The organism is Paenibacillus sp. ALE2 (genome assembly GCF_054113385.1).
Genome location: NZ_CM134213.1, coordinates 3,580,633 through 3,605,296 on the forward strand (window position 1 = coordinate 3,580,633; position 24,664 = coordinate 3,605,296).

At 44.2% G+C, this 24,664-nt stretch carries 21 protein-coding genes; 19 read left to right on the forward strand and 2 right to left on the reverse strand.

The genetic code is table 11. The features are described from left to right. The gene (thiI, locus tag ACXHJ1_RS15685) at positions 1 to 1,227 is read left to right on the forward strand and encodes a tRNA uracil 4-sulfurtransferase ThiI (protein ID WP_243537549.1); all 1,227 of its coding nucleotides are present in this window, start codon (positions 1 to 3) and stop codon (positions 1,225 to 1,227) included. A 67-nt stretch (positions 1,228 to 1,294) separates the two neighbouring features. Here the strand turns inward: thiI and ACXHJ1_RS15690 are convergent, their stop codons facing one another. Continuing rightward, positions 1,295 to 1,990: a TerC family protein gene (locus ACXHJ1_RS15690; protein WP_019688039.1), complete on the reverse strand. Its 696-nt coding sequence runs from the start codon at positions 1,988 to 1,990 to the stop codon at positions 1,295 to 1,297. Positions 1,991 to 2,207: 217 nt separating this feature from the next. On the opposite strand from ACXHJ1_RS15690, the gene ACXHJ1_RS15695 reads away from it, so the two are divergent. From ACXHJ1_RS15695 to ACXHJ1_RS15715, 5 genes are all read left to right on the forward strand, one after another. After that, the gene (locus ACXHJ1_RS15695; RefSeq protein ID WP_290409420.1) at positions 2,208 to 2,867 is read left to right on the forward strand and encodes a TerC family protein; all 660 of its coding nucleotides are present in this window, start codon (positions 2,208 to 2,210) and stop codon (positions 2,865 to 2,867) included. Positions 2,868 to 3,029: 162 nt separating this feature from the next. Next, positions 3,030 to 3,521: a hypothetical protein gene (locus ACXHJ1_RS15700; RefSeq protein ID WP_016821563.1), complete on the forward strand. Its 492-nt coding sequence runs from the start codon at positions 3,030 to 3,032 to the stop codon at positions 3,519 to 3,521. Positions 3,522 to 3,814: 293 nt separating this feature from the next. Further along, positions 3,815 to 5,656 carry a translational GTPase TypA gene (gene typA, locus ACXHJ1_RS15705; protein ID WP_016821562.1) on the forward strand — a complete coding sequence of 614 codons (1,842 nt, stop codon included), beginning with the start codon at positions 3,815 to 3,817 and terminating at the stop codon, positions 5,654 to 5,656. Between the two features lie 125 nt (positions 5,657 to 5,781). Continuing rightward, complete coding sequence (locus ACXHJ1_RS15710; RefSeq protein WP_290402980.1) at positions 5,782 to 6,843, forward strand: LCP family protein; 1,062 nt, start codon at positions 5,782 to 5,784, stop codon at positions 6,841 to 6,843. A gap of 301 nt (positions 6,844 to 7,144) precedes the next feature. Then, positions 7,145 to 8,476, forward strand: a complete 1,332-nt coding sequence (locus tag ACXHJ1_RS15715) for a PhoH family protein (RefSeq protein ID WP_019688036.1) — start codon at positions 7,145 to 7,147, stop codon at positions 8,474 to 8,476. A gap of 99 nt (positions 8,477 to 8,575) precedes the next feature. On the opposite strand, the gene ACXHJ1_RS15720 is transcribed toward ACXHJ1_RS15715, so the two are convergent. After that, positions 8,576 to 9,661 carry a coiled-coil domain-containing protein gene (locus tag ACXHJ1_RS15720; protein WP_117289012.1) on the reverse strand — a complete coding sequence of 362 codons (1,086 nt, stop codon included), beginning with the start codon at positions 9,659 to 9,661 and terminating at the stop codon, positions 8,576 to 8,578. Between the two features lie 296 nt (positions 9,662 to 9,957). Between ACXHJ1_RS15720 and ACXHJ1_RS15725 the strand changes: the two genes are divergently transcribed. From ACXHJ1_RS15725 to ACXHJ1_RS15785, 13 genes are all read left to right on the forward strand, one after another. After that, complete coding sequence (locus tag ACXHJ1_RS15725; RefSeq protein ID WP_016821557.1) at positions 9,958 to 10,608, forward strand: RsfA family transcriptional regulator; 651 nt, start codon at positions 9,958 to 9,960, stop codon at positions 10,606 to 10,608. 103 nt (positions 10,609 to 10,711) lie between these two features. Further along, positions 10,712 to 11,692 carry a ketopantoate reductase family protein gene (locus ACXHJ1_RS15730; RefSeq protein WP_457904899.1) on the forward strand — a complete coding sequence of 327 codons (981 nt, stop codon included), beginning with the start codon at positions 10,712 to 10,714 and terminating at the stop codon, positions 11,690 to 11,692. A gap of 4 nt (positions 11,693 to 11,696) precedes the next feature. After that, complete coding sequence (locus ACXHJ1_RS15735; protein WP_013372105.1) at positions 11,697 to 12,086, forward strand: DUF3397 domain-containing protein; 390 nt, start codon at positions 11,697 to 11,699, stop codon at positions 12,084 to 12,086. Positions 12,087 to 12,239: 153 nt separating this feature from the next. Further along, complete coding sequence (locus tag ACXHJ1_RS15740; protein WP_019688033.1) at positions 12,240 to 13,940, forward strand: peptide ABC transporter substrate-binding protein; 1,701 nt, start codon at positions 12,240 to 12,242, stop codon at positions 13,938 to 13,940. A gap of 197 nt (positions 13,941 to 14,137) precedes the next feature. Beyond that, a complete protein-coding gene (locus ACXHJ1_RS15745) occupies positions 14,138 to 15,070 on the forward strand; it encodes an ABC transporter permease (RefSeq protein WP_016821554.1) in 933 nt (310 codons plus the stop codon). A gap of 4 nt (positions 15,071 to 15,074) precedes the next feature. Beyond that, on the forward strand, positions 15,075 to 16,025 hold the full coding sequence (locus tag ACXHJ1_RS15750; RefSeq protein WP_016821553.1) for an ABC transporter permease: 951 nt from the start codon (positions 15,075 to 15,077) through the stop codon (positions 16,023 to 16,025). An 11-nt stretch (positions 16,026 to 16,036) separates the two neighbouring features. Next, positions 16,037 to 16,975: an ABC transporter ATP-binding protein gene (locus ACXHJ1_RS15755; RefSeq protein WP_016821552.1), complete on the forward strand. Its 939-nt coding sequence runs from the start codon at positions 16,037 to 16,039 to the stop codon at positions 16,973 to 16,975. 122 nt (positions 16,976 to 17,097) lie between these two features. Beyond that, positions 17,098 to 18,729: a bacillithiol biosynthesis cysteine-adding enzyme BshC gene (gene bshC, locus ACXHJ1_RS15760; RefSeq protein ID WP_457904900.1), complete on the forward strand. Its 1,632-nt coding sequence runs from the start codon at positions 17,098 to 17,100 to the stop codon at positions 18,727 to 18,729. Positions 18,730 to 18,772: 43 nt separating this feature from the next. Continuing rightward, on the forward strand, positions 18,773 to 20,038 hold the full coding sequence (locus ACXHJ1_RS15765) for an adenosylhomocysteinase (protein WP_017428137.1): 1,266 nt from the start codon (positions 18,773 to 18,775) through the stop codon (positions 20,036 to 20,038). A gap of 329 nt (positions 20,039 to 20,367) precedes the next feature. Then, positions 20,368 to 20,805 (forward strand): division/cell wall cluster transcriptional repressor MraZ, encoded by a 438-nt coding sequence (gene mraZ, locus ACXHJ1_RS15770; protein WP_013311099.1) that lies wholly within the window; start codon positions 20,368 to 20,370, stop codon positions 20,803 to 20,805. Positions 20,806 to 20,822: 17 nt separating this feature from the next. Continuing rightward, complete coding sequence (rsmH, locus tag ACXHJ1_RS15775; RefSeq protein WP_017428135.1) at positions 20,823 to 21,773, forward strand: 16S rRNA (cytosine(1402)-N(4))-methyltransferase RsmH; 951 nt, start codon at positions 20,823 to 20,825, stop codon at positions 21,771 to 21,773. A gap of 24 nt (positions 21,774 to 21,797) precedes the next feature. Further along, on the forward strand, positions 21,798 to 22,178 hold the full coding sequence (locus ACXHJ1_RS15780; protein ID WP_013372097.1) for a type VI secretion system membrane subunit TssM: 381 nt from the start codon (positions 21,798 to 21,800) through the stop codon (positions 22,176 to 22,178). A 61-nt stretch (positions 22,179 to 22,239) separates the two neighbouring features. Next, positions 22,240 to 24,594, forward strand: a complete 2,355-nt coding sequence (locus ACXHJ1_RS15785) for a penicillin-binding transpeptidase domain-containing protein (protein WP_107733303.1) — start codon at positions 22,240 to 22,242, stop codon at positions 24,592 to 24,594. Positions 24,595 to 24,664: the final 70 nt, after the last annotated feature.

The following is a 24,664-nucleotide window of genomic DNA, read 5'->3' on the forward strand; positions in this document are numbered from 1 at the left end:
ATGCACTATGATATGCTGTTACTTCGCTTCGGCGAATTTACATTAAAAGGGAAGAATCGTGCTCGTTTTGAAAAGGCTGTACTGAAACACGTAAAACTGCTGCTTAAGCCTTTTCCAGGTGCTTCTTTGCGCAAGGAATTTGGACGGATTTATGTGGTTCTCGGGGGAGAGCCTTATGAACAGATCATTCAAGTATTGCAAAAGGTGTTTGGCATCACGACGATTAGTCCTGTCAAAATGGCTCCTGTTGAGTTGGATGCTATCATTGAGACGGCTGTAGCTTTAATGCATGAGCTGAACGTAGACGAGGGAACGACATTCAAGGTAAATGCCCGCAGAGTATGGAAGGAGTTTCCCCATTCTTCACAAGAGATGAATCATTTAATTGGTTCTCCTCTATTGCGGAATTTTCCGGCGCTGAGGGTCGATGTACGTCAACCTAATATTGAGCTGCGTGTGGAGGTAAGAGAGCAGGCGGCATATATTTTTAGTGATGTTATTATGGCTGTAGGGGGCTTTCCGTTAGGGACGAACGGCAAAGCTATGCTGCTGCTGTCCGGTGGAATTGACAGTCCGGTAGCAGGATGGTCATCCATGCGTAGAGGCTTGGAAATCGAATGTGTACATTTTTATAGCTATCCATTTACAAGTGAGCGTGCGAAAGAAAAGGTTATTGATTTGGCAAAAGTATTAGCAGGCTACGCGGGCCGAATCAAAATCCACCTTGTGCCGTTTACAGAGGTGCAGACGGCCTTTACTCGCACTGGGCAGGATAATTTGATTATTACGCTAATGAGGCGGTCTATGTTGCGAATTGCAACAATGCTGGCAGAGCGTGAAGGAGCATTGGCACTCGTGACGGGCGACAGTCTGGGTCAAGTTGCTAGTCAAACGCTATCCAGCATGAATGTGATTGGTCGTTCGACGGAACTCCCCTTGCTGCGACCTCTCGTCATGATGGATAAGCAGGAGATCACAGAAATCGCTAAGCAAATTGGCACCTACGATTTATCCATTCTCCCGTATGAGGATTGCTGTACATTGTTTGTTCCCAAATCTCCCACGACCAATCCGAATTTGTGGGTAGTGCAGAAGATTGAAGCCTCTATCCGGGATTTAAATGCTTTGATCGATCAGGCTGTAGCTACAACGGAGACGGTTGTCCTTGAGGCAGGCGGAGCTATAGAGGGGCGTAAAGAGGAAGTTATACAGGAAGATTGGTTTTAATAAAAAGGGCAGACCCGCAACAGTGTTGGGTCTGCCTTTTTATTTGGGTTGTGCTTTTGAACCTCTTTCAGATGGCTTTTTCTCGACGGGATACTGCTCTGCGATTTTGAAGATACCCTGTGAGCAAAATGCCAGCCATAACAGTGGCAATAAACAAGATACGCAGCGCCGGATGCTCTGTAAAGTATGGTGCCAGCTTACGTTCTTCAGTGATCATATTAGAGGCCGTATAACCAAGCACAGCCGATCCTAAATAGATGATCCAGGGGAATTTGTTGATCAGCTTGATAAAAAGAGTGCTTCCCCATACAACGATCGGCACACTGATTAACAGGCCCAGTACTACAAGTATCAAATGTTGCTGGGCCGCGCCAGCAACAGCAATCACGTTGTCCAGACCCATTGCCGCATCGGCGATAATAATGGTGCGGATAGCACCCCATAGAGTTGTGCCTGCTTTAACTTCAGCATGATCCTCTTGGTCCACAAGCAACTTATACGCGATCCAGACTAGCATCATACCCCCAATGAGTAACAACCACGGTACTTGGAGCAACCAGAGTACCACAATAGTGGCTGCTATGCGGATGAGCAGGGCACCCCCGGTGCCGTATAGAATCGCTTTTTTTTGCATTGCAGGAGGCAGCTTTCTGGCGGCAAGCCCAATTACAATCGCATTATCTCCTGCGAGTAGAAGGTCAATAAATATTACATTAAGCAATAGCCAAAAGAACTGAAGTACAGACATATCAATCGTTCTCATCTCCCTGATTAAACATCATCAAAAACATTGCATGTTGTTTATGTTAATACCCGTTTTTCGGAAATACGATTCATTATATTGCTGTTTGTTATTGAATTCAAGGTATATACTCAACAAATTGGATATCAGTTATTAATAAATGATGACTTATTTGAAATGCCTGCAAGCATAGCCTCGTCCGATTTCGCATACATGTAGGATGGGGGTGTTTGTACATATGGAGCATATCATTTTGCTATTGAAAATATTAATGATTAATTTGGTGCTAAGCGGTGATAATGCAGTTGTTATAGCCATGGCGAGCAAAAACTTGCCTGCAAGGCAGCGAAGTCAAGCGATATGGTGGGGGGCAGTCGGTGCGGTCCTTCTGCGCTGTGTGTTGACTTTTGTAGCTGTTATTTTGCTGGGCATACCTTTTATTCAGGCGGCGGGCGGCTTACTTCTGTTATGGATTGCATTCAAGTTGCTGTATGAGAATGATGATCATGTAGGAGTAAGAGCGGAAACAACCATTTGGAAGGCAATACAAGTGATATTAGTAGCAGACTTTGTAATGAGTCTAGATAACGTATTAGCTATTGCAGCTCTAGCCAATGGGGACATTGCTATTATAGTCATTGGTATCGCAATTAGTATTCCGATTGTCGTCTGGGGCAGTAATGTGATAGCAATCTGGCTTCATCGATTCCCCATCCTTGTTCTGCTGGGATCTGCCATTCTGGCCTTTACGGCAGGAGAAATGCTACTGCGTGATCCCAAATTGGGCATATGGTTAGCAGTCATGGGTGAGGTTATACATGCATGGTTACCGCTCTTGCTGGCCGTAGCAGTTGTCATTGCAGGAATATATCGACAGCTACGGCCCCGTCATATTTGAACGTGGTTTTTTTGGAAAACATCGGCTAAACTAGACATAGGGTTTTGCAGATGCCGGGGAGTTTGCTCGGTTTTTGTAAAAACTCTATATTCATAAAAGTGTACTTAAAAATAACTATATTTAATGACTCAAAAACAAATCCAGCAAACAAAGGAGACCACGATGAATTCCGGAAAAGAGCGTATGATCGGAGTAGGCATTGTTGCCGTAGGACTGATTATTTTGTTGGGGAAATTGGGGACGTTCTCCTTCTTGGGACGCAACCTTTGGCCCTTGCTGATTTTAATACCTGGAATCGTGCTGCATGCAATGTATATGATGCGCAAGGTATCACCCTTTATGTTGCTGCCGGCAGGGATTTTGTCGGTATACGGCTTCCTCTTTTTTCTCTGCAATACTTGGGGATGGCATTTAATGGTCTACTTATGGCCTATGTTCCTTCTAGGTGTGGCGATTGGATTATGGGAGTATGCCATTAATGATATTTCGCTATCTCGCAATGTATACACAGGGAGCGTGCTATTAGGCTTGATATCGGTGCTATTATTAATTATTACCTTGCTAAGTACAGGCATCATGTATATTATTGCCGTTTTGCTGATTGGAGCTGGAATATGGTTGGTCATAAACAACCGTAGCAAACGCAACTGGTAAACCGACAAGCTGTGCAGATTTCATGGCGGTAAATTACGGAACAGGCAATAATGTCTTGCTTTATGACATATTTCTACTATAATATAATGGATATGAAAAGAGCGTCGGAATGATTTCTGACGCTTATTTTAAGGTTTTCACGCGAATCGGAGAGAGAAGCTGTCTGTATAAAGCCTGAAACATATAGAAGGCTGGCAGGGAGTGGGCCTAAAGAACGATTGTTAGCCTTGAATGAGCATTGCTTCAGGATAGAGACACTATTTTGATATACGGAAAGGATATGGATACAAACCATGCATGCAAGAGAGAACATTCGCAATATTGCGATTATTGCCCACGTCGACCACGGAAAAACGACACTTGTCGATAAGTTGCTTCAACAGTCTGGAACATTTAGAGAACACGAGGCTGTTCAGGAGCGCGCCATGGACTCCAACGATCTGGAACGTGAACGCGGTATTACGATTTTGGCTAAAAATACAGCTATCACTTACAAAGATTACCTGATTAACATTGTAGATACACCGGGACACGCCGACTTTGGTGGTGAAGTGGAACGGATCATGAAAATGGTTGACGGCGTTTTGCTTGTCGTTGATGCTTACGAAGGCTGCATGCCGCAAACGAAATTCGTACTGCGTAAAGCGCTGGAACAAAATCTGACGCCTATCGTTGTAGTCAATAAAATTGACCGTCCGGCAGCTCGTCCAGCAGAAGTCATTGACGAAGTACTGGATCTGTTCATCGAGCTGGGTGCAAATGATGATCAATTAGAATTCCCTGTTGTGTACGCTTCGGCACTGAACGGAACCTCCAGCTTGGATGCTGAAAAGCAAGATGACAACATGCAAGCATTGTACGAAACAGTGGTAGAGCATATTCCATCTCCAACTGAGAAAGTAGATGAGCCTCTTCAATTCCTCGTAACACTGATGGACTATAACGAATACCTGGGCCGAATTGCAGTAGGTCGGGTGAACCGCGGTATCATCAAGCAGGGACAAGCGGTCACAGTTATCCAACGTGATGGCAGCAGTAAATCAGCGCGTATTGAGAAGTTGTTCGGCTTCCAAGGACTGAAACGGATTGAAACCGATCAAGCAGGCGCTGGTGACATTGTGGCGATCGCGGGGATTAAGGACATCAACATTGGTGAAACCATTGCCGATCCAAATCATCCTGAAGCGTTGCCTGTACTGAAAATTGATGAACCTACACTGCAAATGACCTTCTTGGTTAACAACAGTCCATTCGCAGGTCGCGATGGTAAGTGGGTAACATCTCGTAAATTGCGTGAGCGTCTTCTGAAAGAACTCGAAACAGATGTCAGCTTGCGTGTTGATGAAACCGATAGCCCGGATGCCTTTATTGTATCTGGACGTGGTGAATTGCATTTGGGAATCCTGATTGAAAACATGCGTCGTGAAGGTTACGAACTGCAAGTGTCCAAACCGGAAGTTATCGTTAAGGAAATTGACGGTAAAAAAATGGAGCCAATCGAACGTCTCCTCATTGATATTCCGGAAGAAAGCATGGGTGCAGTTATGGAAAGCCTGGGCTCCCGTAAAGCCGAAATGGTCAACATGATTAATAATGGTACTGGACAGGTTCGCTTGGAATTCCTGATCCCTGCACGTGGTTTAATCGGTTACACTACAAACTTCCTGACTTTGACTCGTGGCTACGGTGTAATGAACCATGCATTTGACAGCTATGGACCATTTGTTGGCGGTCAAGTAGGTGGACGTCATCAAGGTGTACTCGTATCCACGGAAAACGGCACCTCTACATTTTATGGTATGCTGGGCGTAGAAGATCGTGGTATTTTGTTCTTGGAGCCAGGGACTGAAATTTATGAGGGTATGATCGTTGGTGAGCACACCCGTGATAACGACATTGTCGTTAACATCTGTAAGGAAAAACAATTGACAAACGTTCGCTCCGCAACAAAAGATGATACAGTTAAATTGAAAACACCTGTTATCTTCTCTCTGGAGCAGGCGCTTGAATACCTGAATGATGATGAGTATTGTGAAATCACTCCTAAATCCATTCGTTTGCGTAAAAAGATCTTGAACAAAGGTGAGCGCGAGCGTGCGGAGAAACAACGTAAAACAGCACAAGCAAATAGTTAATTCATAGGATTGGTCTTTGGCCACAGCGGCGACGCCCGGAAATGGGATGCGCCGCTGTATGTGTTTTAGGATTGTAAACTTGGAGAAAGCTATATTTCTCAAAACGCAGGAAAAGGTGTTGAAGCATGAGTAATCTTTCGAATGGATTGCCTCCCCGGACACAAAGCGGGAAAAAATCCGCCAAACCGAAAAAAACGAAAAAGAAAAAAAGCTTTTTCAGATCGTTTATGAAGTTTGTCTTATTTCTACTCATTATAGGTATCTTGGCAGCAGGTGGTTATACCTACTATATTTACAATCAGGTAGAGGAAGTTTTGGATACTGGAATCAACAAGGAAGTGCCCAAAACGCAACTGGCTGAGGCTAAGCCTTTGACTATTTTATTGCTTGGAACCGACTATCGCCCTGACCATCCGACGTATTTGTCAGATGTTATTATGGTAGCTACATTGAACCCTAGTACAAAATCGTCTACCATTGTGTCCTTGCCTCGTGATACGCGTCTAGAAATGGATGGGTATAAACCACGCAAGCTGAATGAGTATTATCCGGTGTTTAAGGCTAGAGAGAAAGACTCTGGTGAAGTTGCTGAAGAGCAAATGAAGAAGATGATCGGCAAATATTTAAACATTAATATTGATTATGTAACGGTTATTAACTTCCAGGGCTTTAGAGATGTTGTAGATAATCTAGGTGGCGTAGATGTAACGGTTGATAAAAATATGTGTTATCGAGACCGTGCTGATGGCACCGATATTAACTTGACAGCTGGGGCCAAGCATTTGAACGGTGACCAAGCTCTTGATTTTGTTCGCTACCGCAAGTCGAATTGTCGTCCGAGAACGGCTGAATCTGACGACTTTGATCGCAATCGTCGACAAAATCAGGTGCTTCATTCCCTAATTGACCAAATGCAATCCTTTAATGCTTTGACCAAGTTTAGTGCAATTATTAAATCGGTTGATAAGAATATGATGACTGATATCGAGTCACAGCAAATGAAAAATATCGTACAAACCTATTGGAATATTTCCAAGCAAAATGTAAAATACAATCCTGTATCAGGAACGTGGCGTAGCCCTTATGTGTACATTGATGAGCAACAGCTCGATATGGCCAAACAAGCGCTACAAGAGGAATTAGCCAAAAAAGCAAGCGACAGCACTGAAGCTTCTTCCAATTCCTGAGTATGTATCTTTTTCCCCGCTTATGTTATACTCGCAGCGAGTAAAGCTCTTATATAGCATAAGGGGGTTGAGGTATGTCTAAATTTAAAGTGAACCCAGTCTAGGTCCAGTGAGCAATCACTGGGCCTTTTGTGTCTAATTTTAAAAATGTACAGGCTCTGAGGCTATCTTCAGCTACACTTTTCGTTGCATTATGCTGTTTTGGGGTTCTTTTTTCAGGGAATCAGCAAGTATTGGGTAGCCAGTGAATAGGTATAGGTATGAAACATGAGATTGTCCACGCCGCTTTGGAGGGGATTTAATGAAGAAAATTTTTGTGCTGGATACGAATGTGCTACTGCATGATCCGAAAGCCATTTTTACCTTCAAAGAACATGAAGTTGTTATTCCAGCTGTTGTTCTGGAAGAAATCGACTCCAAAAAACGCAACGCGGATGAGATTGGACGGAATGCCCGTAATGTATCGCGATTGTTGGACGGGTTGAGAGAAGTGGGGCATCTTCACAGTGGCGTTCCACTTCCCCAAGGGGGAAGGCTTAAGGTTGAGTTAAACCACCGGAGTTTTTTGAAAGTTCAGGAGATGTTCGGGGAGGTTTCGAACGATAACCGGATTTTGGCAGTTGCCTTAAATTATCATTTGGAAGAACAGGAGCAATCTGATCCGCGTTCGGTGGTGTTGGTTAGTAAAGACGTATTAGTCAGAATCAAGGCAGATGTATTGGGGCTGCTGACTGAAGACTACCTATCCGATAGAACGGGCGATCCAAGTGAGTTGTACCCCGGATACTCAGCGATACAGGTGCATCCGTCCATCATAGATGAATTTTACTCTAACCGTTTCTTACCAATCAAACCACTGAAACTACCTTATACACTGTATCCACATGAATTTGTTATTTTGAAAGATGAAATGGGCACTGGAAAATCAGCATTGCTGAAAGTAAACCAGGAGGCAGAGCGATTAGAACCTTTGTACTTAAGTAACGAATCGGTGTGGGGAATCAGCGCGCGTAATGCTCAACAACGGATGGCATTGGAGCTTTTGCTTAATGATGATATCCCTCTTGTGACGATTACTGGAAAAGCAGGTACAGGCAAAACGCTACTGGCACTGGCGGCGGGGCTGCTTAAAGTAGAGGATGAGCATCGCTTCAAGAAACTGTTAATTGCTCGGCCTGTTGTTCCTATGGGCAAGGATATCGGTTATTTACCGGGAGAAAAGGAAGAAAAGCTTCGCCCCTGGATGCAGCCAATCTACGACAATCTGGAGTATCTGTTTGATGCCAAAAAATCTGGGGATATCGACAAAATCTTGATGGGCTTGGGCAGTATTCAGGTTGAGGCGCTCACTTATATTCGCGGACGTTCGATACCTGGACAATTTATTATTATCGATGAGGCGCAAAATTTATCACGACATGAGATCAAAACGATTGTGTCTCGGGTAGGTGAGGGAAGTAAAATCATTCTGATGGGAGATCCGGAGCAAATTGATCATCCTTACCTAGATGCAGCCAGTAATGGCTTGACCTATGTGGTGGAGCGGTTTAAGCAAGAAGGGATTAGCGGACATATTATGTTGGAAAAAGGAGAACGCTCCAAGCTCGCGCAGTTGGCAGCTGATCTGTTATAACCCCTGATCGTTATTACAAATAATGAAGACCTCGGGAACATCCCGAGGTCTTTTGTTTTGTTCATATCAAAAATCAGAACAATGTAGGTGAGCAAAAACTTACTTAAAACTTAATTCGAGCTTAACTTCAAGAATACCTTTTAAAGCATGTACTTCTGTAGCTTTGACGTATGATATAAGCTGCTGTGGATAGAAGCCGAGATCAAAATCTTCTTCCAGTTTGTTGCGAGTCGTGTCCGGCAATTCCAGTCCGTTAAATACCAGTCGATCTACATGAAATAGAATGGCATTTTTGGGTTCATTCTCTACTGTATAGTGACCTTCTACCCTCAATTTCATCGTTCCTTGCTGACCTTCTACCACAATCTGATCCTGCACGAAGGAAAAGTTGAAGTGATTAAACAATTCATTCTCTGACTTTAAAAAACGGTTAAATTCTTCTTCACGAATGCTTATCGTAATGATTTTTCCATTTGTAATCATGGCACCTTGCTGTTGTTGAATGAATTGGGGTAAATCCTGCATCGCTTGAGCTAATGCTTTAAAGTGTTTATTTACCTCGTATACCCCTACATTCTCCCAATAAGCTGTCATTTCGCCAATTAACTTGCGTAGAGTATCAGGGTTATCGCTGGCGTTAATGCCGTCATCTACACGCGACTGGAGTTGGAGAATCCGTTTACGTTGTGCCAGTAGGTTTGTTTTAACCGTCCCCAATTCCGTCGTGGCTTGGGCGACTTGCTGCTCTGTTTTTCGCATAAATTGATAATTGGATTCGTATTCTTGAAGCACATCCTGATCGTGACTAATCAATAATAAGTAATAATCGTACAAAGAGAGAAGTTGCTTTATACTTTTAGCCCCTAGCACTACACTCAGCAGCTTGTCCCTTTCTCCCATATAGTAAGATCGCAGCACAGAACCTGCACGCTTACGTTGTAGGTTCATTTGCTCCTGTTGATCAGCTAGACTACTACGCAGTTCCTGTTGACGCTGTAAAAGAGCCTGCTGTTCCTGACTAATCCGCTCGATTTCATGGTCGATCTCCACGATAGACAGGCTATCTTGTAAAATCTGATTTTCTTCAGGAGGGGGAGCGGCCAAAATAGGACGTACATATATGGAAGTCAGCATCATTATGAGGACCAGCAGGGTGCAGATCGCGATTTTTATTCGTTTATTCATTTAGTTTCCCCTTTTATGTATTCCAGAAAAAGACTAATGGTAATGTATATGATCCTTTTTTATTCTTTAACCATTCATTTTATTGTACAGCAGTCAGAGCATGCGTGAAACCCGAAACTGTTTACTTCACGTATGAGTTCTGGCAGAAATGGAAATACAATTTAGTATCAAATAGATTCTATGAACTCTACGAGAGGCATAGGAATGAATAAACAGCTTTTATACCCTATTCAAATACCGGCAAGATCGGTTCATGAAGACGGTTATTTCAGGATGTTGTTAGGAGGGCTAGAGGCATGACTGCAATAAGACAAGATGCATGGAGTGCGGAAGATGACTTGATATTGGCGGAGGTGACATTGCGGCATATCCGGGAAGGTGGAACACAGCTCGCTGCGTTTGAGGAGGTTGGACAAAAAATAGGTAGAACCTCTGCGGCATGCGGCTTTCGTTGGAATAGCTGCGTGCGCAAACGTTACGATGAAGCGATTAGCATTGCCAAAGCGCAGCGCCAGAAGCGCAGTTATATTCGCAAGCAGAGCCCAGTAGGTGTATCGCAGGTAGCAGCCTTTGCCACGCTCGATACAGTCGAAGGGGGATACAGAACCGATGGCACAAGTGAAGATACGTTATCTATTGATGCCGTAATTCGCTTCTTGCGTCAATGGAAGGGATCTGTGCAGGAGACTAATCGGCAGATTAAGATGCTGGAGAAAGATTTGCGGGAAAAGGAAGAAGAATTAAATCAGCTTCGCTCCATTAATGACCGGCTGTCCAAAGAAGTGAATGATGTGCAGACCGACTATCGTGTTGTAAATGATGATTATAAAGCTCTGATTCAGATTATGGACCGTGCCCGGCGTTTGGCTTTAATCACTGAAGATGAGGAAGAGCTTAAATCCAGGTTCAAAATGGACGCTAATGGGAATCTGGAGCGCATTGAGTAGCAAGATTACAATAGCTATCTAAATAAAACGTCAACTATCGCTTGGCCGTAGTTGGCGTTTTTTGTTATTACATTGGAGTGCATATGATATAGTAGAAAAAAAGATGGAAGCGAGACGATACAAAGTGATTGATATTATTGGAGCGGGTTCGCTGGGATTGCTGTTTGCCGGGAGATTATCGGGCTCGGGTGCTACAGTAAGGCTGTGGACACGAACACTTGAACAGGCACACATCATTGCTCGTGAAGGGATTACTGTGCTTGATAAGGAGGGACAGGTGGCTGTTCATGTATCGGGGGACCAATTAAAGGTAGCGCCATTGGCAGATTGGCAACGGTTAAATTCACAGACTTCGGCACGGTGGATCATGTTTTTGACCAAACAGGGGGCGATAGAAGAAGTATTGGAGCAGATCCAGCCTGTAGCTCAAACGGAAACAGGTACAGGGATTATTTGTTTGCAGAATGGAATCGGTCATATAGAACGCATCAGGCAGGCGTGGCCTAAAGCTGTAGTATATCCTGCTGTGACAACCGAAGGAGCCAAGAAACAAGGCGCAGCATCCATTGTGCATGCAGGATCGGGCGTGACTGAAATTGGATATTCGGAGGAAGTAGAGGGAGAGCACAACACTGATTTCAAACAATATGTGTTAAATCGGCTGCTTGCAGCAGGATTTGACGTTTGCTTGTCGAAAGAAATCGAGAAAGGGATTTATCGCAAGTTGTTGATTAACGCTGTGATCAATCCACTGACAGCCGTATGGCGAGTTCGGAATGGCGAGCTGCTATCGGAGCCTGTTCGAATACATATGATGCGTAGGCTGTATGATGAAGGCATTCAAGTATATGAAGCTCATGGTATCCGCTGGGAAAGCGCATGGTGGGATCAAATTATGGATGTTTGCCGGGCAACGGCAGAGAATCACTCGTCTATGCTAGCTGATGTACTTGCACATTCCATGACCGAAGTTGCTTCCATTAACGGGCAACTGGTGCAGATGGCAAAGCGAGCTGGGATTAGTGCGCCAACTCATGAGGTATTGTGGCAATTAATTGAAGGAATGCGGCTAAAAGAGGGGTGATCAGTTGAGTCTTATACAAGGTACTATTATCACTTTCAGTATTCTTCCCTTTTTTCCGTTTTTGATCGTGTTTGCGGTTTGTCGCTACATTCTTAAAATGGAAAAGAAGAAATCATTGCTTACTTCTATGGATATTACCACTTTTTTTCTGATATTTTCCGTCGCAGCACTCTTTAATGTCCTATTTACATCCCGATTCGGTTTTTATTTGATTCTACTGCTCTTGTTACTGGCATTGGGTTTAATTGGAGGAGCTCAAAACCGAATAAAAGGAAAGGTTGATGGTAAAAGATTATGTAGAGCGGTCTGGAGATTAACTTTTATGGCGATGACATTGGCGTATACTTTGTTGACTGTTGTTGGTATATTTAAAAATATATTCAACTCTATGTGATGAAATATGACATGAAATGATGAAAAAATATGAATTAATCATGTTTTTTTGAAAAAAAAGCTCAATTTGAAGAAATGTAATGTAGATTTTTTTGACCGCTGGTTGTATAATCTATAAACATATACCACTTTAGAACTAGGGGGAAAACGCTAGATGAAAAGGAAAAGCTTTTTAGTCCTTTTGACACTCGTTCTTGCAGTTGGCGCACTGCTCGCAGGTTGCGGCGGCAAGAATGATACCAATGGTAAGGGCGCACAAGAAAACACCTCGACTACGCCGGCCCCGGCCGACAAGCAAATTTTGCGCGTTAACCTTTCTTCCGAGCCGCCAACCTTCGATCCGGCACAAGCTCAGGATAGTCAAACCAACGCGGTTCTGAAAACTTTGTATGAAGGTCTCGTACGTATGGGTCCTGACGGCAAAGAAATCCCTGGCGTTGCTGAATCTTGGAAAATCTCCGATGACGGCAAAACCTACACGTTCAAACTTCGTGATACTGCAAAATGGAGTAATGGCGACCCAGTCAAAGCAAGCGACTTCGTATTCGCTTGGCAACGGGTATTGGATCCTTCAACGGCTCCTGCACCTCCATATGCTTACCAATTGTACTATATCAAGAATGCTGAGGGCTACAACCTGAGCACTTCGAAATCTTATAAAGGAACAAAAGTTACAGACTTTAAAGATGTAGGTGTCAAAGCTGTTGATGACCATACATTGCAAGTAGAGCTGGAACACCCAACTCCTTACTTCTTGGGATTGACTTCTTTCTACACTTTCTATCCTGTAAACCCTTCTATTAAAGGTAATGACAAGTGGGCAGTTCAGAAAGATAGCATGATTACTAACGGACCTTTCACATTAACGGCTTGGGATAGCGGTCAAAAGATCGAAGTTTCCAAGAACGAAAACTATTGGGGTAAAGACGAAATCAAGTTGAGCAAAATCACTATGTCCCTTGTAAACAGTGGTGCAACTGAACTGGCTTCGTACAGAAGTGGACAACTTGATTATTCAGGTATGCCAACAGGTGAAATTCCTACTGATCAAATTACGGCTGTGAAAAACGAATTGCCTAATGAATTTAAGGCTAAAGGAATTGCAAGTACGTACTACTATCTGTTTAATGTAACAGAAAAACCATTTAACAATGCTAAAATCCGTAAAGCGTTTGCGATGGCTATTCAACGCCAACCGATCGTTGAACGTGTAACAATGGGCGGTCAAATTCCTGCTTACGGCTTTGTACCTCCAGGCATAAAAGGAGTTTCTCAAGAATTCCGTAGCGAGCATAAAGATGATTTCTTCAAAGAAGACTTCACTGAAGCGAAAAAATTGCTTCAAGAAGGTATGAAAGAAGAAGGCATGACTACGCTTCCTACAATAACTATGCTGTACAACTCCAGTGAAAGTCACCAAAAGATTGCTTTGGCAGTAGCTGATATGTGGAAGAAAAATCTTGGTGTAGATGTTAAAACTCAAAACCAAGAGTGGGGCGTATTTATCCAAACACGTAACAAGCTGAATTTCCAAATCGCTCGTGGTGGTTGGTCTGCTGACTATAATGATCCAATGACATTCCTGGATATGTGGACAACAGGCAATGGTAACAACAACTCAGGTTATGCTAACCCTGCGTATGATGAATTGATTAAAGCTGCTAAAACAGAAACTGATCCAGCTAAACGCATGGAAGATTTTGCGAAAGCAGAGAAAATTTTGGTTCAAGATGATATGGTAATGCTTCCGATCTATTACTATTCAAATGTTTCTTTAACGAAACCGAATGTTAAAGACATTGGACTTGACTTTAGTGGAGCAATTGATTTCACAAGAGCGTATATTACACAGTAACTGAAGCTTAATTCTGAAGTTTGATAGTTACTTCGGGATATATATGTGGATTGAACCATATATATCCCGTTTTTTTTGTGTGTCCTAGTCTTTTCCATCATCATGTAACCATGCAAATAAGTAGATTGGACAGTCCAATTCTATTTCGATAAAATCGAATGGTGTCGAAAATAATTTATGGGGGGTGTAAACGGGCAATGACGCGTTATTTGATCAGTAAATTTTTCTATATGTTGCTGTCTTTGTTCATTCTGATCTCTGCGACGTTTTTTCTCATGAAAGCAATTCCGGGTAACCCCTTCATGAGTGAAAAAGCGACTTCTCCTGAGATTCAAGCCCGGTTAATGGAGCAATATGGGCTGGATAAGCCTGTATATGTCCAATATTTTAAATACTTAGGTGATATTGCTTCAGGTGATTTTGGTATTTCTATGAAAAAGCTGAATCAAAGTGTAACTGACATTATCGGACAAACGTTTACGGTTTCCCTCAAACTCGGTTTTGTTGCCATAATCGTGTCGATAATTGTCGGTATCTTGCTAGGAATGCTAGCAGCTTTGTATCATCGTAGGCTCATAGATAACGTCGCTATGGTATTAGCTATCATGGGGATTGCGGTTCCCAGCTTCGTTCTGGCATCGTTAATTCAATTTTTCTTTGCTCAACAGTTAGGCTGGTTTAATGTTATGGGCTTTGAAGGCCCGATGGATTACTTCTTGCCAGTTGCGGCTCTATCTGCTTCACCGATTGCGTTTATCGCTCGACTAACGCGTTCCAGCATGCTGGAAGTGCTCCATGCAGATTACATTAAGACTGCCAAGGCTAAAGGTTTGAAATCCATTACAATTATGTTCAAACACGTTATACGTAATGCCATTCTTCCAGTTGTTACCTATGTAGGACCAATGACAGCCAATATTATTACGGGTTCGGTTGTTATCGAACGAATCTTCGGGATTGGCGGTATCGGTAAGGTGTTCGTAGATAGTATTACAACCCGTGATTATACGATGATTATGGGAGTTACTATTTTTTACGGTATTTTGTTGATGGTGGCACGTTTTATTACGGATATTGCATATGGATTTATTGATCCGCGGATTAAGCTTACTGGCGGGAAGGAGGGATAACTTTATGTCTGTTAAAGATAATGCTGTGAACTTGGATAAACTTCAGGTGAAACCGGAAGATTTCCAGAGGGTCGGAGCGGATGAAAAGCAGTCTGAAGTTATTCAGCGTGAAAGCTTATCCGCTTGGCGAGATGCTTGGGAGCGTCTTCGTAAAAATAAATTGGCTATGACGAGCTTAAGCGTTTTGGTTCTCATAGTGCTTGCTTCAATTATTGGTCCGATGCTGTCGCCATACGATGACCGCACGAATGATTTGTTGAGCACCAATCTTCCTCCATCGGCGGAACATTGGTTCGGAACAGATGATCTGGGGCGTGATATGTTTGTACGTACTTGGATGGGCGCTCGGATTTCATTGATTATTGGTTTGGCTGCTGCAATGATTGACTTGATGATTGGTGTAATTTATGGTGGAATTATGGGTTACTTTGGTGGCCGCGTTGATGAAATCATGAATAAATTTTCTGAAATCTTGTATTCCATTCCTTACTTGCTTGTTACAATTCTGTTGCTGGTTGTACTGGAGCCAAGTATCACCACCATTATCATTGCGCTCTGTGTAACCGGGTGGATTAACATGTCGTGGATTGTACGTGGTGAAATGCTGCAACTTAAAAACCGAGAATTCGTACTTGCTTCCCGTTCAATGGGTGCTGGTGCAGGTCGTTTGTTGTTCCGTCACTTGTTGCCTAACGCGGTAGGACCAATCATTGTCACATTGACCTTGACGGTTCCAAGTGCTATTTTCTCCGAGGCATTCCTGAGCTTCCTTGGATTAGGGGTACAGGCTCCTCAGGCATCGCTGGGTTCAATGATTGAATCAGCTCTGACAGGGTGGATGTATTACCCTTGGCGGATGCTTTTCCCAGCAGGTTTGATCAGTTTGATTATGCTTGCGTTCAACCTTTTTGGCGACGGCTTGCGTGATGCGCTTGATCCGAAGTTGAAGAAATAGGAGGTGAGATCATGGTGAGTAGCAACAATTTAATTGAAGTTGAAGGCCTTAAAAAGTATTTTAATGTTGGCAAAAACCGTGTGCTCAAAGCGGTGGATAACCTGAATTTCTATATTCGTGAGGGTGAAACGCTGGGTATGGTTGGCGAATCCGGTTGTGGTAAGTCTACAGCGGGTCGTACTATTTTGCGCTTGTATGAGCCTACAGCAGGTAGCGTACGTTTTAACGGCACAGATATTTACAAATTATCACCGGGGAAAATGAAAGCAATGCGTCGTGATATGCAGATGATCTTTCAAGATCCGTATGCATCATTGAACCCACGTTTTACCGTGTCTGATATTATTGGTGAGGCACTGGATATTCACAATATGGCAGGTAGCCGTGCAGAACGTAAGAAACGGATTGAGGAATTACTCGATCTGGTTGGTTTGAACCCTGACCATGCAACACGCTATCCGCATGAGTTTTCTGGTGGTCAACGTCAGCGGATCGGTATTGCCCGTGCATTGGCTGTTAATCCTAAGTTCATCATTTGTGATGAGCCGATTTCAGCGCTTGACGTATCTATTCAGGCTCAAGTTGTCAACCTGTTGAAAGAGCTTCAAGAACGTCTTGGTCTGACGTACCTGTTCATTGCACATGATCTGTCGATGGTCAAGCACATCAGTGATCGGGTAGCTGTAATGTATAGAGGCAGAATGGTGGAGCTTGCTGAAAGCTCTGAATTATATGCCAATCCGATTCATCCGTATACGAAAATGCTTTTGTCGGCGATTCCACTTCCTGATCCGGAAGTTGAAGCCAACAAAAAGCGAATTATTATGCCTGACGATCAAGGCGGACCGATTCATAACGCGTCCGATAATAAGGCAGGGGCTTATAACCTGGAAAATGCCACGCTTATCGAAGTGTCTAAAGGGCATTTTGTAGCTGAACCTTACGCTTGATTTTGTTCTATATACCAACCGCCGAGTTATTCGGCGGTTTTTTTTGTAGGAAGCTTTGACGTGGACATGGGCTTTCGGTACAATCAAGCAGTAAGGTTTTGGTGGAGACAGGAGGCAGACCCATGAAAATAGTTCCGGAAACGCTTCGCGGAGGGTCGGCTTTGGCAGAAGACTATATACAGGGTACAGGACGCGCAAGCGATTTGTATGAATATGATATTCTGCACGCCGATGCTTATGCCCAACGGGCGAAGTGGCTGGATAAGACGGAGCATCTGCGATTAAACCGTAAGGATGTCGTAGCATGTCTTCGTATATACAATGAGCAACACAATTCGCATGAGGCGGTTCATACTTCATTGGACCGTTTGGAAAGCCCAGATGCTTTAGTAGTAGTTGGCGGACAGCAAAGTGGCCTGTTCACAGGCCCAATGCTGGTCATTTATAAAGCCGCTACGATTATTAAAGCAGCTAGAGAAGCTGAAGAACGGCTTGGACGTCCGGTTATTCCAATTTTCTGGATTGCTGGTGAAGATCATGACTGGGACGAGGTCAATCATACATACGTAATGGCAAAAGACCCGCAAGCAGTTAAAATCAAGCTGAATAAGCAGCCTGAACGTCGTTCTTCAGTTAGTGCTATTAAAGTCGATACGGTTGAGTGGAAGCAAGCTATGGCGGATATAGAGCAATGCTTGCCAGATTCAGAACATAAGACCGATATTATGCACATGATTGAGCAGGGTTTGACAGAGTCATATGGACTAAGTGATGCCTTTGCCAAGCTGATGGGTTGTTTGTTTGGTACCTATGGATTGGTGCTCATGGATTCTGCAGATCCTTTGCTGCGCAAGCTAGAGGCATCCGTTTTTAGACAGTTGGTTCAGCACAATGATGAGTTGGAGACAGCGTATAGGACAACTGCTACGCGGATCGTGGACTATGGCTATCATTTACAAGCGGATGTGCATGAAGGTGGTGCGAACCTTTTTTACATTCATGAAGAGGAACGCCTGCTGCTTTTTAAAAAAGCTGGATTATTCACAGATCGACGCGGTTTAGTGGCGTTTACAGCGGATGAACTGCTTAAAGAGATAGATAGATACCCCGAACGTTTTAGTAACAATGTACTAACCCGTCCTCTCATGCAGGATTCACTGTTCCCCGTACTGGCATCTGTGCTGGGTCTAGGAGAAATTGCCTACTGGGCAATTACACGGGACGCTTTCGAAATGCTCGGGATGCAGATGCCGATACTGCTGCCCCGTATGTCTTTTACATTACTGGAGCCGGGCGTGGAAAAGCATATGCTTAAGTACGAGCTAACTTTTGGTCAAGTTAGAGACGGGCTTGAGGAACGGAAAAAGCAATGGATCGCCACTCAAGATCAGCTTGGAATGAAGGATCAGTTTTCCGAGGCTAAGGATGCTTTTGTCCGCATCTATAAACCGCTTATACAGCAGACAGGGATGATAGAGAAAGGTTTACTACAGCTCGGAGAAACCAACTGCGAGAAAATTCTGGGGCAGATTGCCTATCTGGAGGCAAAGGTGGAGGAAGCGCTGCTTCGGCAAAATGGAACAGCACTTCGCCACTGGGATCATATCGAGTGGTCGCTTTTCCCATTTGGACAGCCGCAGGAGCGTGCGTATACGATCTATCATTTTCTGAATCGTTATGGTCTCGACCTGATGGATATGATTATGAACGTACCATTGGATTTGTCCGGGACGCATCGTGTGATTTATGTATAATGTTCATAAACGAATTTAACTAATATTTAGGAGGAAATAACGTATGACTTCCCATTCTCTGCAAAATAGCATTATTCACGATCTTAACTTGGCCCCTGAAGGTCATTTGAAAATTGATTGGGTAGAAGCCCATATGCCGGTATTGAACCGTATACGTCAACAATTCGAGCAAGAGCAGCCTTTTGCTGGTCTGAAGGTAACGATTTGTTTACATCTGGAGGCCAAAACGGCTTACCTAGCTAAAGTGGTACAAGCAGGTGGAGCACAGGTCACCATTACGGGTAGTAATCCTTTGTCGACACAAGATGATGTTTGCGCCGCATTAGTAGAAGATGGCGTTACGGTATTAGCTAAATACAATCCAGATCCAGAGGAATTCAAGAATTTGCAAATCAAGGCTCTGGAAACTAAGCCAGATCTCATTATAGATGACGGTGGTGACCTGGTTACTCTGTTGCAATCTGAACGGCCTGATCTGATTTCTACGATCCGTGGAGGAGCAGAGGAGACCACTACAGGGATTATTCGTTTGAAGGCCTTGGAAAAAGAAGGGCAGCTTCACTTTCCGATGGTAGCTGTAAATGATGCTTACTGTAAATATTTGTTCGACAATCGCTATGGTACAGGCCAGTCAGCTTTCGACGGTATTATTCGTACGACTAATCTGGTTGTGGCAGGAAGTACAGTTGTTGTGGTGGGTTATGGATGGTGCGGCAAGGGGGTTGCAATGCGTGCGAAAGGGCTGGGAGCCAACGTGGTTGTAACGGAAGTTGATCCAATCAAGGCTGTAGAAGCCCATATGGATGGTTTTCATGTATTGCCAATGGTGGAAGCTGCCAAACTGGGTGACTTCTTCATTACAGTAACTGGAAATAAAGCTGTAATTACAGGGGAACACTTTGATGTTATGAAGGATGGAGCTGTGCTGTGTAACGCAGGGCATTTTGATGTGGAGGTTAGTAAGCCTGAGCTTGCTAAACGCTCCGAATCCATTCGCACAGTGCGTCGCAATATCGAAGAATACCGCTTTAAAGATGGACGTAAAATGTATTTGCTCGCAGAAGGGCGCCTCGTGAATCTAGCTGCCGCTGACGGTCATCCAGCAGAGATTATGGATACGACATTTGCTCTTCAGGCACTTGGCTTGAAATATGTGAATGATCGTTACAACGAGCTGGGTAAAGCTGTGATTAATGTACCTTATGAAATTGATGAGCAAGTGGCTCGATTCAAGCTTGATAGTCTGGGAATCAAGATTGATACATTAACAGAAGACCAAAAGGTCTATCTGGACAGCTGGAACGCCTAATCTATTTTCGGTCACGATGTCCGCTGCAGAAATGGTGCATTTTTAAGCAAGTGCTTGTATAGGTTGACATGATGTATAGAGAATAAGCCCTTTATTCCGTGTTGTTTCGAAACCTGATGCATATTGTCGGGGGTTCGACTTCATGGGATAAGGGGCTTTTTGGCATCTTATGACGCGGGGCAACAATAACAGACATTATGCTCGAATTCTAGGTTTATCACTTTTTCGTAATGAAAAAGAGGTCTTTGATTTTTTAAAGCGAATCTATTATGCTTAGGTGGTGGAAAGTGGGCCAAAGTGGGAGAATGGGGTAAGGGGTGACGAAACCAATGTTTATGGGGGAGTTCCAACATAGCATTGATGAGAAGGGTCGGCTTACTGTCCCGGCCAAGTTTCGTGAACTTCTCGGTGCCTCGTTCGTGGTTACCCGCGGGCTGGACCAATGTCTCTTCGTGTATCCTATGGATGAGTGGGCTGTCATGGAGAAAAAACTTAAAGCACTGCCTTTGATGAAGGCTGATGCGCGTGCGTTTACCCGGTTTTTTTTCTCGGGAGCGACTGAATGCGAATTGGACAAACAGGGCAGGGTAAATTTACCGGGGAATTTGTGCGAATACGCCAAGCTTACAAAAGAGTGCGTCGTATTGGGAGTGTCCACCCGGGTAGAGATTTGGAGTAAGCACACTTGGGAGCAATATTTCAACCAATCAGAAGAAGCATTTAACGACATTGCTGAGAAATTGGTTGATTTCAACTTTGAATTGTAATTTAGGAGGTCAGCCGTTTGTTTCACCACATTACCGTACTCAAGGAAGAAGCAACACAGGCACTAAACATCAGGCAGGACGGGATTTATGTGGACTGCACGTTGGGAGGGGCAGGACACAGTTCCGTCATTGCATCACAGCTTGGCCCTGAGGGGAGGCTTATTGCCTTTGATCAGGACGACTGGGCATTGAACAATGCACGAGAGAAGCTGTCAGCCTATGAAGGAAAGATTTCATTAGTGAAATCCAACTTCCGCCACTTGCAGGACAAGCTGGCCGAACTGGGATTGCCCGAAAAAGACGGCGTCCCGCAGGTCCAGGGTATTTTGTTCGACCTGGGTGTATCCTCGCCCCAGTTCGATGAGGGGGAGCGGGGATTCAGTTACAATCATGATGCACCGCTAGATATGCGGATGGATCAGAGCAGTTCGCTTACGGCATATGAAATTGTTAATGAATGGCCGGAAGCGGAGATTGCGCGTATTCTGTTTCAATATGGAGAAGAGAAGTTCTCCAGGCGGATCGCGAAGATCATGGTTGAACGTAGAATGAACAAGCCTATTCACACAACGGGGGAACTTGTCGATATTATCAAAGAAGGAATTCCGGCTGCGGCACGCAGAACCGGGGGACATCCGGCTAAACGCAGTTTTCAGGCTTTGCGGATTGCTGTGAATGATGAGCTGGGTGCACTGGAAGATACTTTGCATCAGGCAGTAAAATGTCTGGCTCCAGGGGGCAGAATTTCGGTTATTACGTTTCATTCCTTGGAGGATCGGATATGCAAGCATATTTTCAAGGAGTATTTGGCGAAAAGCATCTATCCGTCTGACTTGCCGATTCTGGATGACAAAATGGTAGGCGATCTAAAGCTGGTGAATCGTAAGCCGATTGTGGCATCAGAAGAAGAGTTAGAGCTTAATCCACGATCCCGGTCAGCCAAGCTGAGAGTTGCCGAAAAATTGTAAATTTAATGGAGAAGGAGAGGCGACATGGCTTATACACGCGGTAATTTGGCTGTAAAAGAAAGAGCCCGTCAGGAACAGGTTCAGCAACAACGGTATCGTGAGACCACTAAAGTCGTTACACGCCGCAGAGAGCTGCCGATTCGAGAAAAGCTGCTGTATCTATTGACACTTGTAGCATGCATTGTCATTGCGGGGACGTTGATTGGCAGATATGCGCACATTTATCAAATTAATTATGCGATTAATACAGCCAGCAAGGACATTTCCAAATTACAGACCAATATCGCCCAATTGAAGATTCAGAAGGAACGTCTGGAGAATCAGATTGTGCCTACTGCAAAGGAACAGGGATATATCGAACCAACAAGAGAGCCCATTCGTGTGGAAAAGCAGGCTGCCAAATAGTTAAGAGCATAGCATCAAGCTATGCTCTGACGTATATTTTTTTTGCAGAGAGGTTTGAGCTATGGTCAAAAGAATAAAGCTTCGCACACTGCTGATAGGGGGATGTATTACCCTCTTTTTTCTTGTTCTGCTACTTAAAGTATTTTGGATTCAAGTTGTGAGTGGGGAATACTGGCATAATCAGGTAGTTGCACAGATAGAAAGAGACCAGGTGATTCAGCCCAAGCGTGGAACTATAATGGACCGTAAAGGGAATGTACTAGCTACGGATGCACCGGCTTACACGGTGGTTGTCAACCCTAGCATCATTCAGGAGTATGATCTGGAGAATGAGGTTGTAGCCAAGCTGCATCAGCTTCTCAAAACGCCTGAGGATGAACTGAGAAGACATCTATCTGCAAAGGATAAAAAGGGTAACTATTTAAAAAACCGTGAGATTCGTAATGGAGGCTGGAAGGTAGACCCTGAGGTGAAGGCACAGGTGGATACATTCAAAGAGTATTTGAAGGATAAGTATGAGGTAGTTGGAGCTGTGGACACTGTTCAGGAATCCAAACGCTATTATCCAGAAAATAAGCTGGCTTCTCATGTCCTTGGCTATTTGCGAAAAGATGGTACAGCAGGTATGGGGTTGGAAGCTTATTACAATAAAGAGCTCTCCGGCACGGCTGGAAAGCTTCTATATCAGCGGGACCGAAAGGGAGTTCCTCTTCAGGGATCGGAAAGTGTCTATGAGCCGGCACAAAATGGTAAAAATTTAAAGCTGACGGTTGATGATACGATTCAGTATTATATAGAGGATGCCATGCAGGAAGCTATCGCAAAGTATAATCCCAAAACGATGACTGTCGTAGCGGCTGATCCCAAAACGATGGATGTTCTCGGTTTGGCGACTTATCCGAATTTTAATCCCAATACATATGGGAGTACACCTTTGGAAAATTTCCGTAATAATGCTACTCAGTCTATCTACGAACCAGGCTCCACGTTTAAGATAGTAACCTTGGCTGCTGCGGTTCAAGAAAAGGTATTTAATCCGAATGAGACCTACCAATCTGGTATGATTCGTGTCGGAGGCTGGGATATTCGTGACGTAAGCCGTAGCTGGGGAACATTAACCTATCTTCAAGGGGTCAAGCGTTCAAGTAACGTCGGTTTTGTCCATTTGGGGCTGGATAAGCTGGGTGGCGAGAGGCTGAAGAAGTATATCAATAACTTTGGGTTTGGTGTCAAAACAGGCATTGATCTTCCGAGTGAGTCTACCGGTGCTATCACATTCCATACCCAGTACAAATCCGAAGTCGCAACGGCTTCATATGGACACGGACGGGTTCAGGTAACGCCAATTCAGCAGGTGGCAGCGATCTCGGCGATTGCTAACGGTGGGAAGTTGATGCAGCCTCATCTGGTGAAGGAAATTATAAACCCAGATACAGGCGAAGTGCAGACGATTCAACCGAAGGAAGTCCGCCAAGTGATTACTCAGGAATCTGCAACTCAGACAAGCAGCTATCTGGAGCAGGTCGTGTCTGACCAGGAAATTGGTACGGGACGTCTAGCTTACATCGACGGATATCGTGTTGCTGGTAAAACAGGGACAGCGACGAAAGTCGTCGGAAAAGTATACGATCATTCGAAGGATGTCGTGTCTTTTATTGGTTTTGCACCAGTAAATGATCCGAAAATAGCTGTCTTGGTTGTTATGGATGAACCTAACAAATCGGTAGGCGGCGGTACAGCAGCAGCACCTGTGTTTAAAAAAATCGTGTCCCAATCGCTGCAATATATGGGGGTTCCCAAAACGGGAACCAAAACGAATAAATCAGGTGGGGCTGCAGCGAAAACGGTGAATTTGCCAACGGTACCACAATTAACAGGCCAAGTGAAGAAGGATGCGCAAAACGCATTGCTCAAACAGGGGATTGCTTACGAAACGGTAGGTAAAGGCTCCAAAATTGTTCGTCAGTATCCTGAAGCAGGCGTCAAAATGAAACCGGGACAGCGCATCTATTTGCTGACAGAGGATAGTGCCAACATGACGATTCCCGATTTTACAGGTGTCTCGTTGCGTGACACACTTCAAGTTCTGACGCTTATGAAGGTTGGTGTTCAGGTAAGCGGGGAAGGGTATGTTGTCTCTCAAAAGGCACAAATGGTAAATGGCAAGCGGGTCGTCAGTGTGACGCTTCAGCCGGCCAAAGAAACAGTGACCGGAGTGAAGCCGGAGGAAACACAGGACTCGACTACTGGAGTTGCAGCTAACGAGACAGGCAATGCAACGAAAACGGAAGCCGATACTAAAACCAAAGCCGATACTACTGCGAATACTGAAACAAATGCGGGAACTCCAAAGGGAGGAATATCTGCTGTAGCAGATGAGAAAAGTGCTGCCGCGATTAAAGGCGAAGATAACTGATAGCTTGTTCTAATGTCCGTTCTTTTGAATATTCATGAGGTAAGACATGTCATGAGTATTTGAGGAACGG